The sequence below is a fragment of the Aristophania sp. ESL1142 genome, assembly GCF_058107345.1.
The window spans coordinates 25,403-45,193 of the sequence record NZ_JBYLUH010000002.1 but is presented as its reverse complement, the minus strand read 5'-3'; the positions used below and the strand labels follow the sequence as shown (position 1 = coordinate 45,193).

The window sequence follows — 19,791 nt, the reverse complement described above, 5'->3', positions numbered from 1 at the left end:
GTGAAAGACACTTTTATGAAATATCGTATAGAAACTGACGGCCTCGGGGAAATTCAGGTTCCCAACGATGTACTCTGGGGAGCACAAACCCAACGTTCGCTGCATTATTTCAGCATAGGACATGAACTTATCCCTCATGAAATGATTGAGGCTTATGCCATCATGAAGCGTTCCTGCGCCTTAGCCAATGCTGCCTCTGGCAGACTTGAAAAGGAAAAATGTGCTCTTATCGTAACAATCTGTGATGAAATCAGGCAAGGCCAGCATAACAGAATGTTCCCCCTTCATATCTGGATGACTGGGTCTGGAACACAATTTAATATGAATGTGAATGAGGTTATCGCCAACCGCGCTAGCCAGATGACCGGTAACGCCTTAGGAAGCAAGACGCCTTTGCACCCCAATGACGATGTCAATATGGCCCAGTCAACCAATGATAACTTTCCCACGGCAATGTATATTGCCAGTGCGTTATCTGTACACACCAAGCTGCTTCCTGCCTTAACACGTTTTGAAAGAGCCCTTGCCAGCAAGGCAAAAGAATGGGCTGATATTGTAAAAGTGGGCCGCACACATTTACAAGATGCCGTTCCCATTACCCTTGGCCAGGAATGGCAGGGTTATGTTGGCATGATTCAGGAAAACAAGACCCGGCTTGAAGAAGCCCTCAAAGGATTATTCGCCCTTGCTCTTGGAGGAACGGCCCTTGGCACAGGCGTTAATACTGAAATAGGCTTTGCAGAAAGGGCCTGTAAGGAAATCGCCCAATTGACCGGCCTTGGTTTCTATAGTGGGAATAATAAATTCACCTTACAGGGTGCACATGACGCCTTGGTACATCTTTCCGGCTGCCTACGCACACTAGCTGGAAGTCTGTTCAAGATTGCTAATGACATACGCCTGCTAGCATGCGGACCACGAGCAGGGTTAGGTGAGTTAACCCTCCCAGCTAATGAGCCTGGTTCTTCCATCATGCCTGGGAAAATCAACCCAACTCAGGCAGAAGCCCTGACAATGCTCTGTCTTCAGGTAATGGGTAACGATCTGGCAACCTCTTTAGGCGGAGCTAGTGGCATGTTAGATATGAATGCCTATAAGCCCCTTATGATTCATAACATCATGCAGAGTCTGACTCTCCTTCATGATGGTATGGAAAATTTCCGAAAATTCTGCATTGAGGGCACACAGCCTAACAGAAAACAGATACAGAATGCTCTTGAGCACTCCCTTGTTCTCGTCACTGCCCTCTCTCCTGTCATCGGCTATGATAAAGCCTCGCAGGTTGCACATTATGCCATGGAACATCACTTAAGCCCGAAAGAAGCTGCTTTGAAACTAGGCTTTATGAGCTCTGAGGATTATGACCGCGTAGCAGATCCAACTTTAATGTTAAAACCCAATATTAACTAGTAATCATCAAATGCTTCCAGGCGGTACAATTGCCTGGAAGCATTTTCAGGACCTTACCTCTATCTCCAAAAAAATATTACGAAGCTGTTTCTGCCTCATGCGCAATGCTGCTATGGCCTTTTGAAGGACGGAAAGTGCCATTCTTTAAAGCAGTTTCAATATCTTCAAGCGTTGCACCAGCTGTCTCCGGCACACAGAAATAGACAAAGATAAGAGAAAGCAGATTAATCCCGGCATAGAACCACATCGTTCCCCCCAGTGAAATTAACTTAACAAGTGAAAGCGCTGTAGCTGTAACCAGCATATCACTCCCCCACAAAACAGCCGCATGGAGCGATGTCGCCTGCCCACGCATGGAAAGTGGAAACATTTCAGCTCCCAGGAGCCAGCCAATAACCTGAATACTGCCTGAATTGAACATCATAAAAAGGAGCATGAAGACAATCACCAGATAGGAACCAACGCTTCCCTGCGCAGGATGAATCAGGAACATGATCCCAAGACCAATAAGTGCAAGTACAGACCCAGGTGCCATCACCAGCACCAAACGACGACGACCGATCCTGTCTACAAATAAACATCCCAGAAAAGTCATGACCAGATAAACAGTGCCAATCCCGAGGCTTGCCAATAATGCTGAAGAATCTCCAAAACCAGCATCTTTCAGAAAGGTTGGGGCATAATAGATCATCATTTCCAATCCCCCGCATTGCGTGAAAAACGCAACCCCCAGGGCAGCCACCAAAGCCGGCCTTACCCATGGCTGCATCAATCCACGCCACCCCTGATTCATCTCATCTGATGAAGCGATATTCTCCTTGATCTGTGCTATTTCCTCTTTGATCTCCTGATGGTCGTCACGCAGACTATTCAGGATCGGAACAGCTTCTTTTACGCTAATATTTTCTGCTACCCACCTGAAACTCCTGGGCATGAAAAACATAATTACAAAAACAAAAGCCGCAGGTAACACTCCAACAAAGATCATCCCGCGCCAGCCTAAAGTCTGCTGCGATGTGAGACCAATAATATTTGCCAGCAGGATTCCCACACCTATAGAAACATTAAAGAATAGCGCCAATGTGCCCCGCCTGGCTGCCGGAGCGAGCTCTGAGATATACATGGGTACAACCTGGGAAGAACCACCGACTGCGCACCCCAGAAAGACCCTCGCTGCAATCAGGCTGATGACATTAGGTGATAAAGCACACCATGTCGCACCAACGACAAAAATCCCTGCTACGAGAATGATCGTCGTTTTGCGACCAAATTTTTCTGAAAAATAACCCGCTCCTAAAGCGCCGATCACTGCACCTAGAAGAATGGCTGCTGTAACAGTTTCCTGTAAGCCGGCACTGAGATGAAATTCCCGCGTGATGAGCAATAAGGCACCGGAAATAATGCCCGTATCATACCCGTAAAGGCCGCCACAACTCCCGGAAATCAGGGCAGCAACAATTAAAGTCCATTTAGCGTTCAAAGGAAGACCTTGAGAAGAATATATATTCACATTACCTGAATCAATCATGTAATTATCCTTTTTATATTATTATTTCAGAAACCATATCCCTTAAAATTATGATTCAATGACTAAGAATTGTATAATATTTCAGAAAGACTCTTAAAAAATCTTATATAAAATGAAGAAAATTTCTAGAATATGATATTAATTTGTTGTGTATTGTAATATTTATAATAAAACTAATTTTATATAAAATTATTTAAATTCATCAGATAAAGTATATTTCGTATATTGTATAAAATAATTTATAAATATATCATTAATATTGTGATTTATATAAATAAAAGGCCTATCCTTATAAAAACAAGGATAGGCCATATAGAACATCTCTGAAGAACAGGATTATGGCAGAAGTTTTCCGTCCTTATCGACGAGCGAGATCGGATAATCACCACTAAAACATGCGTCGCAATAACGGTGGCGTGCTTTCTCCCTGTCGGAATAATTCAGGGCCCGATACAGACCATCAAAACTGATAAAAGCCAGACTATCAACGCCGATCGCTTCACGCATTTCTTCTAAGCTATGGGTAGCAGCCAGAAGCTTGCTTTCATCGGGTGTGTCAATTCCATAAAAACACGGATGCTTCGTTGGAGGCGATGTGATACGCATATGCACCTCTGTCGCCCCGGCAGCTCTCACCATATCGACAATCTTGCGTGAAGTCGTCCCCCTGACGATGGAATCATCAACCAGAACAACCCGCTTACCTTTCAAGACCGCCCTATTGGCGGAATGTTTCATTTTTACCCCAAGATGACGAATCTGGTCTGTCGGCTCAATAAAAGTACGACCGACATAATGGTTGCGGATTATCCCCAACTCAAAAGGAATACCACTTTCAGCTGCATAACCAATTGCTGAAGGCACACCTGAATCAGGCACAGGGACGATAACATCTGCTTCAACAGCCGACTCTCGAGCAAGCTCTTCGCCAATACGTGTGCGACTATTATAGACGGAACGATCCTCTAGGACCGAGTCAGGACGGGCAAAATAGATATATTCAAAAACGCAGAAACGATGGCCCGTTTCACCAAATGGTCTGATTGATTCAATACCCTTATGATTAATGACAACCATCTCGCCAGGCTCGATATCACGCACAAATTCTGCACCGATAATATCAAGCGCACATGTCTCACTTGCCAGAACCCATCCACCATTTTCTTCTTCATAGCCAGGAATACGTCCCAGAACGAGCGGTCTTACCCCCAGAGGGTCACGCATCCCGATCAGACCATTATCCGGCGTCAGAGCAATAAGGGAATAAGCTCCTTTGACCTGCTTGGCAGCATCAATCAACCGCTCAACAACCGTGCTGTAGAGGGAAATCGCAATCAGATGGACGAACACTTCCGTATCTGTTGTGGATTGGAAGATACATCCGCGATTAACCAATACCTTACGCAGAGTAGCCGCATTGGTTAAATTGCCATTATGCGCGACAGCTAACCCTCCAAAAGCATAATCTGCATAAAAAGGCTGTACATTACGTAAATGCGTGCCACCCGTCGTCGCATAACGATTATGCCCAATAGCTGCCGCCCCCGGCAGAGAGGCAATTACACCACTATCGGCAAAAACCTCACCTACGAGGCCAAGTCCTCTATGCTGGTGGAATATCTTGCCATCAAAACTGACAATCCCCGCCGATTCTTGTCCTCTATGCTGCAAAGCATGAAGCCCCAATGCAACAAGTGCGGCGGCGTCTGGTGTACCCCATACGCCAAAAACACCACATTCTTCATGAGGACGGTTTGAAATTTCAACAAGCGACATAAAGGCCCAACCTATAGGGGAATCCCCGCCATAAACCAAATAACCACCAGGGATACAAAGACACGCTCAGCCTGAAACACCCCTTCACTGACTGTTTGTGTCCTGTAATGTATTTGTATCTGGTAAGGCAAGGTATGATTGCAAGGAAGGAGGCACATAACCCTGCAAAATTTGCATTCCTTTCGTAATATAAGGCATCATGACACTATCTTGCGACACTGAAGTAATCCAGTCCACTGAAACCCAGCTTGACACAAGACAGAATGCCACCAGCAAGGCATAACCACGGATAGCACCAAAGACAAAACCAAGTAATGTATCCAGACCACGCGAGAGATTACTCCTTGCAATATAGGAAATCCTATCCACTAAAGTACTGAGAATGACAACCGCAATGATAAAGATGACAATTCTGGCCCCCCAAAGAGCCACACCAGAATCCTGAAGTGATTCAGGTAATGACGGATCAGCCCATGCGAGTACGGCATTACTTGTCCGCAGCGCCAGCCACAAGGCTCCTACCCAGACCATAATACCAGAAAGCTCTCGCGATCCCCCCCGCATGAGACCCCATAAAAGAGACATACAGAAAACCACAAGACATGCCGTATCAAAAGAACTCAAATGATGGAGCTGGTCAATAAGATGGGTACTATCTTTCCCATTCGCAACAGCTGAGCCTGCGTCTGAAGCTGTTGCATCCTGTCCGGAAGCAGCGGCACCAGCATCTGATGGTGTCGTATCCGTCGGGGGTGATGTTTCTCCAGCAGAAGGAACAGCCTCTTCCGGAGTGCCTTGATCAGTCGGTGGAGGGGGATCTTCGTCCATTGTACAATCTCTTTATCTTAATCTGTGATATGAAGTTATTATGGCAATTTCGTCGAGCGATAAGGGCCGCCCTTACGCGCCCTAATACCTCGTCTTAGCAGATCATCCGACAGGGTGATACGCTCATCCAGCTCAGCCCAAACCTGCTGTGAGTCGATCTTTTTCTGTTTCCATAATATTTCAAGATCAAGCAAGAAAGCCGCACTTTCCTGACAGAGATGCGCCGGCTCTCCCCGCAGATAAGCCAGGATACACGCCCCTGCGAGATCCATCAAATAGTCAATACCCTCTTCCTGCTGTGAACAGAAAGAATTCTTTTCAGTTATTGATCCTGTCATATGATAATAATGCAATGCCTCAAAGCAATGAGCAAGAGCTGCTGAGTTTAATCATATCATAATAATATCATGATAATATTTTATCAATAACTTCATGCCATGGCCCTGTTTTTGTAAAATTCACCCTGATTTACTGGATTGATTTATCTGACAGATTATTGGAGGTTTTCTATGCGTTGCCAGCCTCTATATCCATGCTTCCTCTGCCTGATTTTATGGCTCATCGGTCCAGCCTCCCCTCCTGCTCAGGCTCAACGCGCTGCCGGCTTTGCCGCAGGAGCCCGCAGTTCAACCACCAGTAACACGATGCTGGATGATGTTGTAGGAAACCGGAACTCTCCCGTTAAATCGCAGACCAAAGCGACAGGTGCGGAATATAGGGTCACTTCTGATGGAAGGGTTATCGCCCCTAATGGACTGATCATCAATGAAGGATGTACTTTACATGGCAGTATTCGGGCACGTCATAAAAGCCGTTATCGTTTTACATTTGTCCCTCTTGAAAGAAAATTTGAAACTGTACTGATTGGTGTCAGTACGCAACCTGACAGAAAACGCAGAGCAACACTCAATGCATCTTTTGCACCTTCTGGTGTTTATGTCGTACCCTCTCCCTGCATTGGTGATGAGAAAAATGACCGCGCCTTGACCATGGGAGCGGCTGCTTCACTCGCTGCTGTGGACGGGAATATTTTCACTCTTGCCGGTAATCGTAATGACGTTAGTGAAATCGATACCGCCTCGACCATGCCCAATGGCGACGTACAGCTTATCAGCACACCTCCCTATGGCCCCAGTGACGTGCGAGTAGGTCCATGAAGCCATATTGGGTAATTCTGTTAAGCATTTTAGTCACATATAAAACCTTTGCTTCCGAAATAAACGATCCGAAAACAAAAACCGCACTCCCACTTCTGCAAGGCATCATATTTGAGCAGCAACCTGCAAGAAATGAAAAGAGCGAAAGATTTCCTCTCTCGCCCTCTCTGATTGAGCTCACACATTCCAGGGAAATAGACGCTATTATGAAACCTTATTTGGGCCACCCTTTATCTTTCGCCCAAATTGAGGCCCTGAAAGGAAAATTCGGCATTTTTTTCCGCCTTCATGACAAGGCTTTTCTTTCTGTCAACGTTCCACCCCAGATCGTAAAAAAAGGCATATTGCACATTGCCCTGCTGGAATATCGCCTGGGACGGATTACTGTCCATAACAGCCATTGGAGCCCCAACTGGACGATACGCCGCGATAGTGGTCTTATATCGGGCCAAACCCTTAGTCTGGTCACACTACAGACAGATTGTAAGGGGACATATTGGTAATACAATTATCTACCCGGGATCACATGGGATCAGCCGGGATTTTTCGGGATAATTTCTTTGAAATTCTGCCGAGTGCAGAAATTGCAATAGAGGGAAATGAGTTTTTACCATTTTAAACGTCAGACAGGTTTTTTATATTCATCGGGGTTTTCTTTTCTGTTTTATAGACAGATTGGTTAAACTCTCATAGGAATTTGAAAAACTGTTCGAGCGTGTTTGAAACGCGTTTTAAAAGACAATGGGTTCAGTCGCTATTTATCTAAATGAATGTGGCCTGCTACCTTGCCGATAATTCTTACGGCTGCGTTAGGCATGGCATCCCCCCAGCAGACCTCGCTCATAGATACATCAAAGCTATTATATTCCTTGTTATCACTGATAATTTCGTATGTTTTGGGGTCTTTGATATCCAGACGCTTAACCAGTATTGTGTCATTAAGAGCCATAATATAAATGCCCGGCCTTAGATCGTTGTTAGGGGTATAATTAACGATCAGAACATCCTGTGACTGTATCGTCGGCTGCATACTGTCTCCACGAACACGCATTAGCAGAACATTCTTGGGAATATAGCCGAAAATAGAACGCAAAAATCCTTTTGAAACATGGAGTTCTTCTGATTCTTCCCAATCGCCTGAAACGATCCCTGTACCTGCTGAAGCTTCTGTCTGGAAAAATGGGATGGTAAGTGCGTCGTCGTTATTCACACGCCTATCTATAGTGTAGGCTTGCGATGGTGTGACGGATGACTTCCCCTTCTCTTTTCCGTCTTTTTCCTCACCTCTTACGAGCCAATCAAGGGTGACACCGCACGCATCAGCGATTGCCATTAATGCCGACACCTTCATATCTCGGCCCGCCATATAATTGCTGATTGATGGTTTAGGAACACCAGATTTTCTTGAAACAACCGCGTTACCACCGGCATTCTGGATAGCGGTTTTCAAACGTAAACTACGTGCCAACACAGGATTCTCTTCCTGGGGAAGTTTCCGGTATCCGTTTTTGTTCATATCGTCAGTCATTGTTTTTAAAATCCCCAGAAAACAGCCAAAATCATACCCAAACGTAAAACATTACAAATATTTTATGTTTCCGTATGGAAATTTATGTTCCATTTGGATATAGCGTGGTTTATAACCAGATAAGGACATGATTTTAAATATTCATTTAAAAACACGTTCCGACGGTTGAAAAAGAAGGGAGGTAATAACCTCCCTACAAAACGGAATTACGACCTATGATAAATATCCGATCCGGCATGGATGGTGAAGACATTAAGTCATCATTACGAAAAAAATATGGGCCGCTTACCCATATTTCAACCCAGTTAGGTCTTAATAAAAATGCCATTAGCTCAACAATCAGAGAATATAATTATTCCGTTCCTACGGAAATTCGCATAGCTGAACTTCTAGGAAAAACTCCTTATGAGGTCTGGGGATCAGAGCGTTTTCACAGAGACGGAACGCCTGTTAAACGTTCTCTGAACAAGCATCAGACTAAGGAAATCCCGTCTCACCTTCGTAAGTGCGAGGTAGCGTGATGCTTGCACGTGAATTCGCTACAATCTCTGAAATCGTTAATTTGGGCTTGCCTGAAATACCTGCAAAATCATGGTTATACGAGCAGGCAGATAAACGAAATTGGCATCGCAATGAATGGGAAAATAAATATTGGAGACCGCGTAACTCTGTTGGAGGCGGGATCGAATATTCCTACAAGCTTCTTCCCAAACCTGCCCAGCTGGAATGGGTACGTCGTTTTCTTGATTGCTCCCAATCCGAAACGCCTGATCCCACTGGTCATGCTCAAGCTTGGGCAGCCTACCAAGTGGCAGGACAGAAACAGAAACAGGCGGCCATGCGGGCCTTGCGTATTCTGGAGTCCGTAAAACAACTGACAGATGCCGGTTGGACGATTGATGAAGCCATTGAAGCGCTAAAGAAAGACAACAGACTTACTCGGCCTTCTGTGATGCGCTGGAGACGGCTTGTCAGAAACGTTCCACGTGAACATTGGCTGGCTTATCTGGTCCCGAGCAAAACCGGCCCTAAATCGGCACGCTTCCGCTGTTCTGAAGAGGCATGGGAATTTCTCAAAGCGGACTGGCTGCGCCCTGAAAAACCAACACTATCGGCCTGTTATCGCCGTCTCTGTCAGGCATCGGCCCAGAATGGCTGGACCATTCCTTCAGAGAAGACCTTTTCACGCTGGCTTGCTGAGTTGCCTGTGGAAATCGTAACACTGGCCCGTGAAGGGAGAGATGCCGTTAAAAACCTTGTTCCTGTTCAGGAACGCGACCGCACGCATCTTCATGCCCTGCAAGCCGTCAATGCTGACGGCCATAAATGGGATGTACGTGTTGAGTGGCCAGATGGCACAATCGGACGGCCTCTCATGGTGGCATGGCAAGACCTTTATTCAAATATGATCCTAAGCTGGCGCGTAGATCGGTCCGAAAATACGGACGCCATTCAGCTCGCTTTGGGGGATCTGGTTGAGAAATACGGCATACCTTCACGAGCTTACCTTGATAATGGACGAGCTTTTGCGTCCAAACGTATGACAGGAGGCACTAAAACCCGCTTCCGCTTTAAAGTGCGTGAGGGCGATGCTGCTGGCGTCATGACCATTCTGGGCATAGAGACCGTCTTTGTGACTCCCTATAGTGGGCAGTCAAAGCCGATTGAGCGTGCTTTTCGTGATCTGGCAAGCGACCTGGCCAAACACCCGGAATTTGCCGGTGCCTATACGGGTAATAATACCGTCAACAAGCCAAGTAATTACGGTGAAAAGGCCATTCCCCTTGAGAAATTCCTTGCTGTGATCTCGGCTGGAATTGAGGAGCATAATAATCGTATAGGCCGCCGCACAGGTGTGTGCCGGGGTGTGAAATCCTTTCGGCAGGTGTTTGAAGAGAGTTTGAGCCAGGTCGCCGTGAGAAAGCCTACGCCTGAGCAAAGTCACCTCTGGTTGCGTGCCGCTGAGAATGTCATAGCCTCCAAACGTGATGGGTCATTCCGCTTTCTGGGCAACCGCTACTGGGCCGAATTTCTCAGGGACCATATGGGTGAGCCGATTGTGGTTCGCTTTGACCCACAGGCCCTTCATGAGCCGATGCATGTTTACAGCAATTCAGGTGAATTTCTGGGCGATGCGCCGGTTATTGAGAAAACAGGCTTCGATAATACCGCCGCGGCTGCCGAGAAAAAGCGTGCTGAAAAGCAGCTCCTCAAGGCAGCGAAAATGCAGCTTGAGGCTGAACGCACCTTATCCGTTTCAGACCTGGCGAAATTGCTGCCAACGCCTGAAGAAGATGGTGGAAAACTGATTGAACAGAAGGTGGTTTCGCCATTCAGGCCTCAGCCTGTTGTGACAACAGGCCCGAAAACCGCTCTCTCCCTTGAAGATGATGAAGATCAGAGCACAGCCAGCATCCTGAACTTCATGCGTCACAGTGCCTAAGGAAACAAGAAAATGAACAACGAAACCAATAATGCCTATAACGACTTGATTGCCAAAATCAAGGAAATTCAGGACGAGAAAGCTCTGACGCTGACACAGATCAGCCGTGAGTCAAGCTGCCCGAAATCGACGATCAGCCAGTTTCTGAATGGCCAATATTGCGGCAATAATGAGAAAGTCGCCGAGCAATTACAGCGCTGGGTTGATACCTACACAGCACGCCATCACATCAGCAACAAGATGAAAGCCGCACCGGACTTCCTCATGCTGCCTTCTTCAAAACGCTGGCTTCAGGTGTTTGAATATGCCCAACTAGCGAGCGATATAGGGGTTGTGACAGGCGCTCCCGGCACCAGCAAAACATGGACGGCTGAATATTACTGCAAAACAAACAGCAATGCCTGGCTGATAACAGCGGATACGTCTTTACGCTCTCCCAGAGCCTTGCTTCAGGAAATTGCTGAAGTCGTGGATTGCCCGGTGAAAACAGGATCACGGCTGATGCGTGCGTTGGTCACACGCCTGAAAAACACCGGCGGTTTGCTGATTATTGATGAAGCACAGCACCTCACAACTGAGTCACTGGACCAGCTCCGGGCCTTGAACGATCAAGCAGGCATTGGCCTGGCATGGATCGGCAATGAACCCTTGCGGGGCCGTATTGAAGGCATGGGGCAACAAGCCGCCAATGCCCAGATTTTCAGCCGCGTGGGCATGTGGAAATCACGCTCAAAACCAACGAGTGCTGACATTGATCAAATGCTTTCTGCCTGGGGAGTTTCCAGCCCCGAGATTGAGAAATTATTGCGCTGGATTGGCTCGCGTGAAGGTGGGCTGAGAGAGCTGAATAAAACGCTCAAATTCGCCTTTTATATTGCCGGTAGCACGGGACGGACTGAACTGGAAATCAAGGACGTAGAGGACGGATGGAACCAGCGCAAACCTAATATGCTGCGTAATAGTGTGGGAGCTTAATCATGACTCATATACTAACAGAACGACTGTCTCATGTGCTCGCGCTTTCTGAAGATGTGTCCCTTACTCGGGCGGAGATTATTGAAATCCTGAGCAAGGTCAGCCCAGCCTTTGGCACGGTTGGTATCTTGAGGGATGCCCTGATTTCCCAACAGGATGTGCGGGGGCTGCCGCATCATTGCAGGCTCTGGAGCGTTCTCGTCTTTTACCTCGAAACCTTGCCACGGAAACTAACCCTCTCTGATCTTTGTGACCAACTGACACGTGAGGCACGGCCGCCTGTGCTTTCGGAACTCTTTGAGCAGGATGCGAGAGAGACTTTCTGGCCCCATCGGAAATTACGCTTCTGGCGTGCTGCCTATCGGGCGCGGCAGCGGGAGAGCATCTGTGCTGTGCGCTAGCAAGATCAATGATGTGGTGGTGCCCAAAGGGCACCCCAACCCGGACAATATGAAATTTTTGGACGTGAAATCATGAATGACATGAAGAAGAAGCATTTGATGGAAAGTGCTTTCACCAAAGGGCGGGAAATTTCCCATTTTGGTCGCCTTAAACCAGTAGAGAGCTTCAGGCCCCGTGACGTGCTGATCCATGACTGGGTGCATGAACGTGTTGCCGCGGCACAACACCTGCAAGGGCATATGCTGGCGGCAAAGAAGCAGGATTTTGAGGAATTTGACCTTATTCAGGGATTAATCCTTGAAGAGTTCGGTGCCCGTATTTCCGGGACACGCGGCGGTGGTGAGTTTGAAACGCTGGACGGATTAATGAAAGTGCAGGTCACGAATTGTGACCAGAAATATGTTGGTAGCGCTATTACAGCCGCTGAGGAATTGGTGCGTGAGGTTATGGATGACCTCATGAATGGCACATCATCCGACCTGCAACAGATCGTTGACCGCGCCTTTGTGCGTAACCGCCTGACCGGTAAAATCTCGACGACGCGGATAGCCGGCCTGGTTAATCTCGACATCACCCATCCAAAATGGCCAGCCGCCCAGGCTGCACTGCGCGAGGCCCTGAAATCAGGCGGGACACGCCGCTATATGCGGTTTTACCAGCGTGCCAAACCTACGGATCAGTGGACTTTGATCGACCTCAATTATTCATCACTGGAGGATTAATTATGACGTCAATCATCCTAAATGCCGAAAATATCGATAGGACGATCATGTTCTTGGAGACTGACTGCGCACCTTGCGATTTTGTAAATGACTGGCTGACAAAATTAAAGTCGGTCCGAGACGTAATTAAAAGCGATCCAGATGTTGTTGTTACGTTGGACTTTGAGTGCGGAGAGAATAATGAGCAATGAAACCACCATTAATGCGGATGAAGTCCTCTACCATATTTCGAATACTTAATGAACAAGCTCAAAGGTGAGGTGTAAATGGCAAAAGCAACTCTTGTCGCCAAGGCTTACATAGTTTACGTAGATAACCATAAAATGATTTTTTACGGAAAAAATGCAAGTCAAGCTCGGTATCAATATTATAAAGGAATAAGTGAATTCGAAGAAATTTCTTTAACGGAAATAAAGGAAAGTTTTAATCGATCACCATCTGACGATTTGTATCAATTTCCACTTCATCCACTTATTCGCACATTATCTTGTGAAGAAGTCAAGGTAATTAAACACTCGTATGGTGCTTCGAACAAAGCTCCGGGATCTAGAACGCATTTTTATTGTAGCAGAAAAGATCCAATACTAACGCGATTGGTGAAATTAGGCGTATTTGAAAGCCGCAATCAATCATGGCCTAATGATATGCAATTTTTTAATTTGACCGCGTTGGGCAAAGACGTGGCTCGTAGCATGTTTCCTCAAAAAAACAGCGAGTGAGAGGGGAGATGGCTAAGCAAATTTACCCATTCCCTCTGGTCATTATTGAATAATCAAAAGAAAAGGATTTAGGGTTATGAGCAGAAACTCATATGAGGACTTTATTGCTAAAGAGTCTCAAAAAATAGTCTCTATACTTAAATGTGCGCTAAAGAAGTTTTATAAAGATAAAGCTATAGCTGATCATGTTGATTGGATAGGTAAGGGCTATATTCTCGGTGCAGCTTCTTATGCTGTAGTAACACTCGATATAATGCTGACAGTGAAAGAAAAAGACACAATGATAAAGGCTGTTATCGACAAGACAGTTGAGCTCCTGGAACAGGACAATATCGTCAGAAAAGTTGGTTCTTCAAAAAAAGTGAGGCCGCCATCTCAGCGTAAAGTGAAAAGAAAATAATGAGCAATGCTGATAACCGCCGTAAATTACTGGCACAACTGCATATTGCCCAAAAAGCCCTGGCATTGGAGGAGGAGAGCTATCGTGCTCTTCTCCACCGGGTAACAGGCAAAGAATCCGCAAAAGACATGACAGAAAGCCAGATGCAGGACGTTCTGGCAGAGTTTAAGCGGCTGGGCTGGAAATCGGAGCAGCAATATTGCCCAGCTCTCTCCATTCACCCAGATGTAAGAAAAATATTTGCCATCTGGAAAAGCCTGTCGGCTCACCTCGAGTGCAAGGGATCACGAAGCGGTTTAAGAGCTTTTGTCGAGCGTTTGAGCGGCGTTTCAGATCCAAATTTCCTGACAGGACCGCAGGCACAAAAAGTCATTGAAGCGCTGAAGGCCATGCAAAGCCGTTATGGGGTGGGGATTCGTCAAAGGACGTAAAGAAAGGAAATAATGAGCGGTTTAAGGGGCGTCTTACGGGACGTCCTTTTTTATATGTTGCTCTTTCCCTGTTTAAGGGATGCATCTTTCATAGGGCAAGCAAAGAAATATTATCATAGTTTTACAACATTACTGCCATAAAAATAACAATATTTATCAATCAAAAAAGACTCGACTCTATATTTGTGAAGTATTATAGAAATACCTGCCCTTAATTTTTGATACGGGCAACAATCCGGTAGCCGACGGCGAATCAGCTACCATCGTTTTAACATGACGCACTGTATGAGAGTGCATAGAAAGGGCAGGTATCTATTAAATGTATAGAGAAAAAATTCTCAAAGACACGGAAACCGTGTGTTCTGTTCTATGCACCATCATGCCTCAGTGTGTCAAATACAAATTGAGGTATAAAAATGCCGAACCGAAAACAAAACCTTTTTCGTCTTCCCGATGACCAGGCGGAAAAGGCTAAATCGTTGATTGAACAAAAAGTGAAATATCAGCACGAAATAGCGGCTTATTTAGGAATTAATCAAGGACGCATTTCCGAGTTCATGAATGGAAAGCGTAAATATTTGATGGTCAGAAATTTTCTGCCTTACTGATAGGTTCACGCAGAAAGGGGCGTCTTGCGGGACGCCCCTTTTTTGTTATTGAGCGTTTTGTTGTTCTGTTTCACTTTCAGAAACGGTTTGGTCCATCGTATTTTTAATGGCTCTTAGAAGGGTATTCAGGCCATAGACGGCTTCATTTCCCAGTTCCAGATTATTGTGATCGGCAACGCCTTCCAGAAGGAAGGCTATGATGCCGGAGGCTTCGATAAGGGAAAGGTCAAGCATTGTGGGGGCCTTTCTCAGTCAGATCAAAGAGGCTTCTGTTTTCTGGCAGGAGGTTCATTTCCTTAAGCGGGTTGATGCCCCAGTGTTTTTCAACCCCCATCCCGGCACGCTCAGCGGCCTGCCTTGGTGTGCAGCCACAAATAAGGGCAACCTGCATCATCTGACGGAAGGCACTGCTCATATTGCGAAAGCGTGGGGTGTCTACTGCCGTGGATGTGACGGGAACCGGAATGTCGCCCTTATTCTGCATCATGGTATCAAAGGCACGGATGACCGTCAGATGGAATTTAGGGCTAATCCACATCGCGTAAGCATAGAACAGCTCTTTGCAGACATAGGTGCCTGCCTTATTGCCCCCTATAATTGTAGAAATTGGCTGTTTTCCGTCAAAGCAGGAATTCCTGCTTTGGGAGTTTTCCGCCATTTCTTGTAGAAGTTCCTGTGTTTGTTTGTTAGCAAGCCATAAGCTCGGACGTTTACTATTTTCGCCACCACTAGCCTTATGGCAATCATTTAAACAAAAACGCCCTTCAGCATCCTGTTTAACAACTTTGTGGCACAAAATGAGTGTGTTAGAGTGTAGTTTAGCTTTACTCATGAAGTTATCTTTCATGTTTAGGGTTAGGCACAGATGAGAGATTGCCGTCTCTCTCTGTGCTGTCAGTTTATGGACTAGTGCAAAAAATTTTGTCCAAGACTCTTTTGGAACAAGTAAGGTTAATTTGTCAATAATGGACACACCAAAAAAAAGAGGCCGTGGAAGACCTGCCAAAGGAGGGCGTGATCCTCAGTTAACTTTACGTTTGCCGACTGTCTTAATAGAGCAACTAACAGAATTGGCGGTCAGACAAAATCTATCCCGTTCAGATTATGTTAGACAGCTTATTCAAAGAGGTTTGGAATATGAGGGAGAATTATCTCACTTTCCCGCAAAAGAGTGATTTCATTGAAAGGTGAAGCCATATTTGGCGTCACCTTCTGCATCATATCCCCCATTAATAACCGTCACAGGAGCAGTGCTCAGATCTGAGCACTGGGGTCAGCCTGAATTCGGGCTCACCTCTATTTCCTGTACTAATGAGCGAGGATATTCGGTAGCCGGCTATTTGTTAGGTCGTTTTTGTTCACCGACTTTGTTCACTCTGCGACAGTCATAATGAAAAGTCTTCTATAAGGGTAGGAATTGGCTGTTTTCCGTCAAGGCAGGAATTCCTGCGTTTAAACTTGTTTCACTTTTAAACGATTACGAACAACGTAGGTTCCTTGGGCTTTACCACGTTTCACGGTCTTTACGGGAGCGATGCACAGATCTGTGCATCGGTTGCTCTTCGTCTCTATGAATCAATCAGGTAAGCCCCGTAAAGGCGCTTTGAACGTATCAGTCATAATGAAAAGCCCCCTGATTATGGGGGCTTTGGTGATTAAAAGCTGTTTGGGGCGATGCCTGGGATGGGCATGAGGATTTTGTGGGGTTCCCAATCGCGTTTCATGCTGGAGAGGATGTCATCATCAACCTTCAGGCTGCACAGCCAATAGGGTAATGGCATTTGCATGATGGCACCGGGTTCGTCGTCCCCTGCCAGGCCAAATTCTACATGGCCGCCCCATTGTGGGTCTCTCAGGCCGTGAGGCATTACGGCGAGGGAGTCACGGTCCAGAGTGAGTTCTACATCAAGATGTGCCTGTGTTTTTTCCCAGCCTTCGGGGTAATAGTCCACTGTGAAAATTTCCCCATGTCTGGCGTAATCTTCAATGCGGGGACACGCATTCAGCAAAGCAGAAATGGCTTTTCTGGCCACCTCTTTCTTTTGTTCTGGCATATCAAAAAAACGTATCGTGTTCACCAGACGCTTGTGATTTTCTTTACCGGCAGGGGTAACTAATAATGAACATAAAGACAGGCTAAGACCCATAAAAGCGCATATAGATATAAAAACCAGAAATTTCTTTTTTTACATATTGGTTATCTATGAGTAAAATGGTTAATTATTTCTGTATAATCTATCAAGAAACCTTCTATTGATGGTTTCGATGCTCAGATATGAGCATCGCTATGGTTTCCTGTAGTGCGTCTATTGCGGGCTTTTTCGAGGTCGTGGCTGATTTGCAGGTTTAGCCAGAATTCGGGGCTGGTGTCGAAGCGTTCGGCCAGAAGTAGAGCTGTTTCGGCTGTGATGATGCGTTCACCCTTAATGATTTGTGAAATTCTGTTGGCGGGGACCTGAAGTTCACGAGCCAGTTGGCGACCGCTTATGTTCAGAGGTTCCATAAATTCTTCTTTGAGAATATTCCCCGGTGTCACGTAACCCAGTGTTTGCATGGTGAGTTCCTTCCCTCAATGATAGTCAACGATTTCGACCTGATGGGCATTGCCATCAAGCCAGGTAAAACAGATACGGAATTGCGCGTTCACCCTTATGGAATATTGACCGTCTCGATCGCCCTGCAAGGCTTCGAACCGGTTCCCGGGTGGGGAGCGCAGGTCATTTAAAATATGAGCGGCGTGGATCATCCGCAATTTGCGACGGACGGTTTGCGCGATCTGAACAGGAAACCCTTTAGGCAGGTTTCCTGCCCATATGGCAGCAGCCCTTTTGTCGGCGAATGATATAATCATCTGGTCAACCTTCGTTGCTTGTTATGGGTTGCGTATCACATAACAATGAGGATGATCAAGTCCTTTATCAATAATAATGAGCGTAATTTATTTGTACCAGAGGCCCTTATTTGCTAAAATTGTCCCAGTAATCAGGGGAAATTTGGGGGTGTTGTGGGTGAGTTTATTATTCCTGTGCCTGTAGAGATTGGGTGGATGGCTGAGGCTGTTGGTGAGGAGCTGACGTTTAATTTTATTGAGTCCATGGCGGGGCAGAAAATCTGGGTCCCTCGTTTGCGGGTTGAGCAGTCCAGTCTGGCGCAGAGTTGGGGTGTGCCTATGGCGCGGTGTTTGAAAGAGCAGTTTGGCGGGGAGCGCTGGGAGGTGCCGATGCTTAAGGCGTGGCGTATCAGGCGGCTGGCTTTTCTGGGGCTTTCCAATAACGAGATCATTGCCCGAGTGGGGATTACGCGCCGCTATCTGCAACGCACGCTTTATAATATCAAGGATGAAGTCCGGCGGGTGCAGCCAGTGGTGGATGAGCGGCAATTGAGTTTGTTTTAAACAGGGTATAAAGAAGTTTCAAACATCGTTTAAACCCTGATTTAACGCCACTTTATCAGTGGGGGGAGGTTTTCCCCCTGAAGACTTTGGGACCAGTTTTTTACTCTGGCCCCATGAGACAAAACCTGGACCCTTCCCTGAATTTTACCCTCCTTTCTGAAGGAGGTTATCAGTGCCTGCGCTCAGATCCCGGCAACTGGACGGGCGGACGTATTGGCTCTGGCCATTTGGTCGGCACTAAATATGGGCTATCTGCGCCTTTGGTAGCACAAGATATGCCCGATCTGACACCGCGCAAGATGCGGATGTTGACGGAAGATGACTTCAGACGGATTGCTTTAGAGCAGTTCTGGACCCCGCTTCATTGTGACGCGCTACCGTTAGGGCTGGACCTTCTGGTTTTTGATCATGGCTTTAATACAGGCCTGAAGATTTCGGTTCGGCTGCTACAGCATATTGCGGGGACACGTGATGATGGTGTGATGGGGCCTGCGACCTTGCAGGCCATAGGAAACGCAACGGCGGTTCAGCTGATCCCCTATCTCAATCACGACATGATTGTGTTGCTTCAGCGTGAGATGATGCTCGATGAGACAGGCAGTATCAGCACCGATATGCGGGCGAAGCTGAATTGCCTGAAATGGCGGTCCTCTCTCTGGTGCTGTGCGCTCGCCTCCATGCAGGAGGTGGATTATCGCCAGAAACGTAATTTCAGCATTTTTGGCAAGGGATGGCTCTCCCGGCTCCGGCAACGTGTTTCAAAAGCTCTGGAACTTTGCCGTGAAGCCAGACTTTCATCAGAAAAGGCACCTTCAAAAATTGCCTGACAGTTTCCACCTGTCGGGCGCGGCGGGCTGGGTAATTTGAGCGCAGACGCAGCGCATTGTGAGGAACTATGAAACTACTTGAATGGCTGGAAAAATTGCTTCCCGCTTTTAATACAGCCCTGACACCTGTGATTGAGGGAACCCTCTCCAAATATTACGACGCAGCCAAGACCGCCGTCCGTTCTGCCCTGACCAAAATTGACGGCGGAGCAGACCACTTACTGGCGGTTTACCGTAAATATGAGAGTGACCACCCGTTGGTGCAGGAAGCGATTGATGAAGCCTGCAAGCTGCTGAAAGTGGCCGGGATTGATGTGCCCAATGCTGATGTTGTGGAGACGCACGTCAAGGCGGCGATCCATGATCTGGCATCTGTCTTTGTGCCGCCTGAAACAACCACATCAGGCACGCCTTCTGACACAACCACACCGGCAGCCTGATTGTGAGTGAGATGGTGCCCTGGAGTGTTTTTATCAGCGTTGGGGGCGCGCTTCTTTTGACGCTGTGCCTCCTTCTGGTGGCGTTTGCACTCTGGGCGCGCCGTCTCGACGGGCAAATACAGAGCCAGACTGAAGAAATGAAGCACCTCCGTGAGTTGGTCATGACCGTCATAAGGAGCCACCTTGATGCAAAACGTTGACCT

The 19,791-nt window shown here is 46.8% G+C and carries 26 protein-coding genes; 16 read left to right on the top strand and 10 right to left on the bottom strand.

The features are described from left to right. Positions 1-15: 15 nt before the first annotated feature. Positions 16-1,410, top strand: coding sequence for a class II fumarate hydratase (locus AC3B6P_RS07940; RefSeq protein WP_489805596.1), 1,395 nt, complete (start codon positions 16-18; stop codon positions 1,408-1,410). Positions 1,411-1,486: 76 nt separating this feature from the next. Here AC3B6P_RS07940 and AC3B6P_RS07935 read toward each other — a convergent pair whose 3' ends face one another. The 4 genes from AC3B6P_RS07935 to AC3B6P_RS07920 all read right to left on the bottom strand — a co-directional run bounded on the left by AC3B6P_RS07935 (position 1,487) and on the right by AC3B6P_RS07920 (position 5,880). Continuing rightward, positions 1,487-2,938 carry a sugar porter family MFS transporter gene (locus AC3B6P_RS07935; RefSeq protein WP_489805595.1) on the bottom strand — a complete coding sequence of 484 codons (1,452 nt, stop codon included), beginning with the start codon at positions 2,936-2,938 and terminating at the stop codon, positions 1,487-1,489. 336 nt (positions 2,939-3,274) lie between these two features. Further along, positions 3,275-4,714 carry an amidophosphoribosyltransferase gene (gene purF / locus AC3B6P_RS07930; protein ID WP_489805594.1) on the bottom strand — a complete coding sequence of 480 codons (1,440 nt, stop codon included), beginning with the start codon at positions 4,712-4,714 and terminating at the stop codon, positions 3,275-3,277. Positions 4,715-4,798: 84 nt separating this feature from the next. Then, the gene (locus tag AC3B6P_RS07925; RefSeq protein WP_489805593.1) at positions 4,799-5,542 is read right to left on the bottom strand and encodes a CvpA family protein; all 744 of its coding nucleotides are present in this window, start codon (positions 5,540-5,542) and stop codon (positions 4,799-4,801) included. 38 nt (positions 5,543-5,580) lie between these two features. Continuing rightward, positions 5,581-5,880, bottom strand: coding sequence for a hypothetical protein (locus tag AC3B6P_RS07920; RefSeq protein WP_489805592.1), 300 nt, complete (start codon positions 5,878-5,880; stop codon positions 5,581-5,583). A 171-nt stretch (positions 5,881-6,051) separates the two neighbouring features. Here AC3B6P_RS07920 and AC3B6P_RS07915 point away from each other — a divergent pair, with 171 nt between their 5' ends. Together AC3B6P_RS07915 and AC3B6P_RS07910 are read left to right on the top strand one after the other, a co-directional pair. Continuing rightward, positions 6,052-6,699, top strand: coding sequence for a hypothetical protein (locus tag AC3B6P_RS07915; RefSeq protein ID WP_489805591.1), 648 nt, complete (start codon positions 6,052-6,054; stop codon positions 6,697-6,699). Between the two features lie 206 nt (positions 6,700-6,905). After that, positions 6,906-7,202 (top strand): hypothetical protein, encoded by a 297-nt coding sequence (locus AC3B6P_RS07910; RefSeq protein ID WP_489805590.1) that lies wholly within the window; start codon positions 6,906-6,908, stop codon positions 7,200-7,202. 251 nt (positions 7,203-7,453) lie between these two features. Here the strand turns inward: AC3B6P_RS07910 and AC3B6P_RS07905 are convergent, their stop codons facing one another. Then, positions 7,454-8,227: an XRE family transcriptional regulator gene (locus tag AC3B6P_RS07905; protein ID WP_489805589.1), complete on the bottom strand. Its 774-nt coding sequence runs from the start codon at positions 8,225-8,227 to the stop codon at positions 7,454-7,456. Between the two features lie 215 nt (positions 8,228-8,442). Here AC3B6P_RS07905 and AC3B6P_RS07900 point away from each other — a divergent pair, with 215 nt between their 5' ends. From AC3B6P_RS07900 to AC3B6P_RS07865, 8 genes are all read left to right on the top strand, one after another. Next, positions 8,443-8,748, top strand: coding sequence for a helix-turn-helix domain-containing protein (locus AC3B6P_RS07900; RefSeq protein ID WP_489805588.1), 306 nt, complete (start codon positions 8,443-8,445; stop codon positions 8,746-8,748). Then, positions 8,748-10,670: a transposase domain-containing protein gene (locus AC3B6P_RS07895; protein ID WP_489805587.1), complete on the top strand. Its 1,923-nt coding sequence runs from the start codon at positions 8,748-8,750 to the stop codon at positions 10,668-10,670. Before AC3B6P_RS07900 ends, AC3B6P_RS07895 begins: the two co-directional genes overlap by 1 nt. A 12-nt stretch (positions 10,671-10,682) precedes the next feature. Further along, complete coding sequence (locus AC3B6P_RS07890) at positions 10,683-11,645, top strand: AAA family ATPase (protein WP_489805586.1); 963 nt, start codon at positions 10,683-10,685, stop codon at positions 11,643-11,645. 2 nt (positions 11,646-11,647) lie between these two features. After that, positions 11,648-12,046 carry a hypothetical protein gene (locus tag AC3B6P_RS07885; RefSeq protein ID WP_489805585.1) on the top strand — a complete coding sequence of 133 codons (399 nt, stop codon included), beginning with the start codon at positions 11,648-11,650 and terminating at the stop codon, positions 12,044-12,046. Positions 12,047-12,118: 72 nt separating this feature from the next. Then, positions 12,119-12,769 (top strand): DUF3164 family protein, encoded by a 651-nt coding sequence (locus AC3B6P_RS07880; protein WP_489805584.1) that lies wholly within the window; start codon positions 12,119-12,121, stop codon positions 12,767-12,769. 266 nt (positions 12,770-13,035) lie between these two features. Continuing rightward, a complete protein-coding gene (locus tag AC3B6P_RS07875; RefSeq protein ID WP_489805583.1) occupies positions 13,036-13,488 on the top strand; it encodes a hypothetical protein in 453 nt (150 codons plus the stop codon). Between the two features lie 76 nt (positions 13,489-13,564). Further along, positions 13,565-13,888: a hypothetical protein gene (locus tag AC3B6P_RS07870; protein ID WP_489805582.1), complete on the top strand. Its 324-nt coding sequence runs from the start codon at positions 13,565-13,567 to the stop codon at positions 13,886-13,888. Beyond that, complete coding sequence (locus tag AC3B6P_RS07865; protein ID WP_489805581.1) at positions 13,888-14,319, top strand: gp16 family protein; 432 nt, start codon at positions 13,888-13,890, stop codon at positions 14,317-14,319. The genes AC3B6P_RS07870 and AC3B6P_RS07865 overlap by 1 nt, the downstream gene beginning before the upstream one ends. Positions 14,320-14,972: 653 nt before the next feature. Here the strand turns inward: AC3B6P_RS07865 and AC3B6P_RS07860 are convergent. Beyond that, positions 14,973-15,161, bottom strand: coding sequence for a hypothetical protein (locus tag AC3B6P_RS07860; protein ID WP_489805580.1), 189 nt, complete (start codon positions 15,159-15,161; stop codon positions 14,973-14,975). Next, a complete protein-coding gene (locus AC3B6P_RS07855) occupies positions 15,154-15,759 on the bottom strand; it encodes a KilA-N domain-containing protein (protein WP_489805579.1) in 606 nt (201 codons plus the stop codon). Before AC3B6P_RS07855 ends, AC3B6P_RS07860 begins: the two co-directional genes overlap by 8 nt. 133 nt (positions 15,760-15,892) lie before the next feature. Between AC3B6P_RS07855 and AC3B6P_RS07850 the strand changes: the two genes are divergently transcribed. Further along, entirely contained in the window at positions 15,893-16,102 is a 210-nt protein-coding gene (locus tag AC3B6P_RS07850) for a ribbon-helix-helix protein, CopG family (protein ID WP_489805578.1), read from the top strand. A 480-nt stretch (positions 16,103-16,582) separates the two neighbouring features. On the opposite strand, the gene AC3B6P_RS07845 is transcribed toward AC3B6P_RS07850, so the two are convergent. The 3 genes from AC3B6P_RS07845 to AC3B6P_RS07835 all read right to left on the bottom strand — a co-directional run bounded on the left by AC3B6P_RS07845 (position 16,583) and on the right by AC3B6P_RS07835 (position 17,778). Beyond that, positions 16,583-17,005 carry a hypothetical protein gene (locus AC3B6P_RS07845; RefSeq protein ID WP_489805577.1) on the bottom strand — a complete coding sequence of 141 codons (423 nt, stop codon included), beginning with the start codon at positions 17,003-17,005 and terminating at the stop codon, positions 16,583-16,585. A gap of 191 nt (positions 17,006-17,196) precedes the next feature. After that, a complete protein-coding gene (locus AC3B6P_RS07840) occupies positions 17,197-17,481 on the bottom strand; it encodes a HigA family addiction module antitoxin (RefSeq protein WP_489805576.1) in 285 nt (94 codons plus the stop codon). Positions 17,482-17,496: 15 nt separating this feature from the next. After that, complete coding sequence (locus tag AC3B6P_RS07835) at positions 17,497-17,778, bottom strand: type II toxin-antitoxin system RelE/ParE family toxin (protein ID WP_489805575.1); 282 nt, start codon at positions 17,776-17,778, stop codon at positions 17,497-17,499. Between the two features lie 153 nt (positions 17,779-17,931). On the opposite strand from AC3B6P_RS07835, the gene AC3B6P_RS07830 reads away from it, so the two are divergent. The 4 genes from AC3B6P_RS07830 to AC3B6P_RS07815 all read left to right on the top strand — a co-directional run bounded on the left by AC3B6P_RS07830 (position 17,932) and on the right by AC3B6P_RS07815 (position 19,788). Beyond that, a complete protein-coding gene (locus AC3B6P_RS07830) occupies positions 17,932-18,321 on the top strand; it encodes a hypothetical protein (protein ID WP_489805574.1) in 390 nt (129 codons plus the stop codon). A gap of 113 nt (positions 18,322-18,434) precedes the next feature. Further along, positions 18,435-19,148, top strand: coding sequence for a glycosyl hydrolase 108 family protein (locus AC3B6P_RS07825; protein WP_489805573.1), 714 nt, complete (start codon positions 18,435-18,437; stop codon positions 19,146-19,148). 68 nt (positions 19,149-19,216) lie between these two features. After that, entirely contained in the window at positions 19,217-19,588 is a 372-nt protein-coding gene (locus tag AC3B6P_RS07820; protein WP_489805464.1) for a hypothetical protein, read from the top strand. Between the two features lie 2 nt (positions 19,589-19,590). Beyond that, positions 19,591-19,788: a hypothetical protein gene (locus AC3B6P_RS07815; RefSeq protein ID WP_489805465.1), complete on the top strand. Its 198-nt coding sequence runs from the start codon at positions 19,591-19,593 to the stop codon at positions 19,786-19,788. Positions 19,789-19,791: the final 3 nt, after the last annotated feature.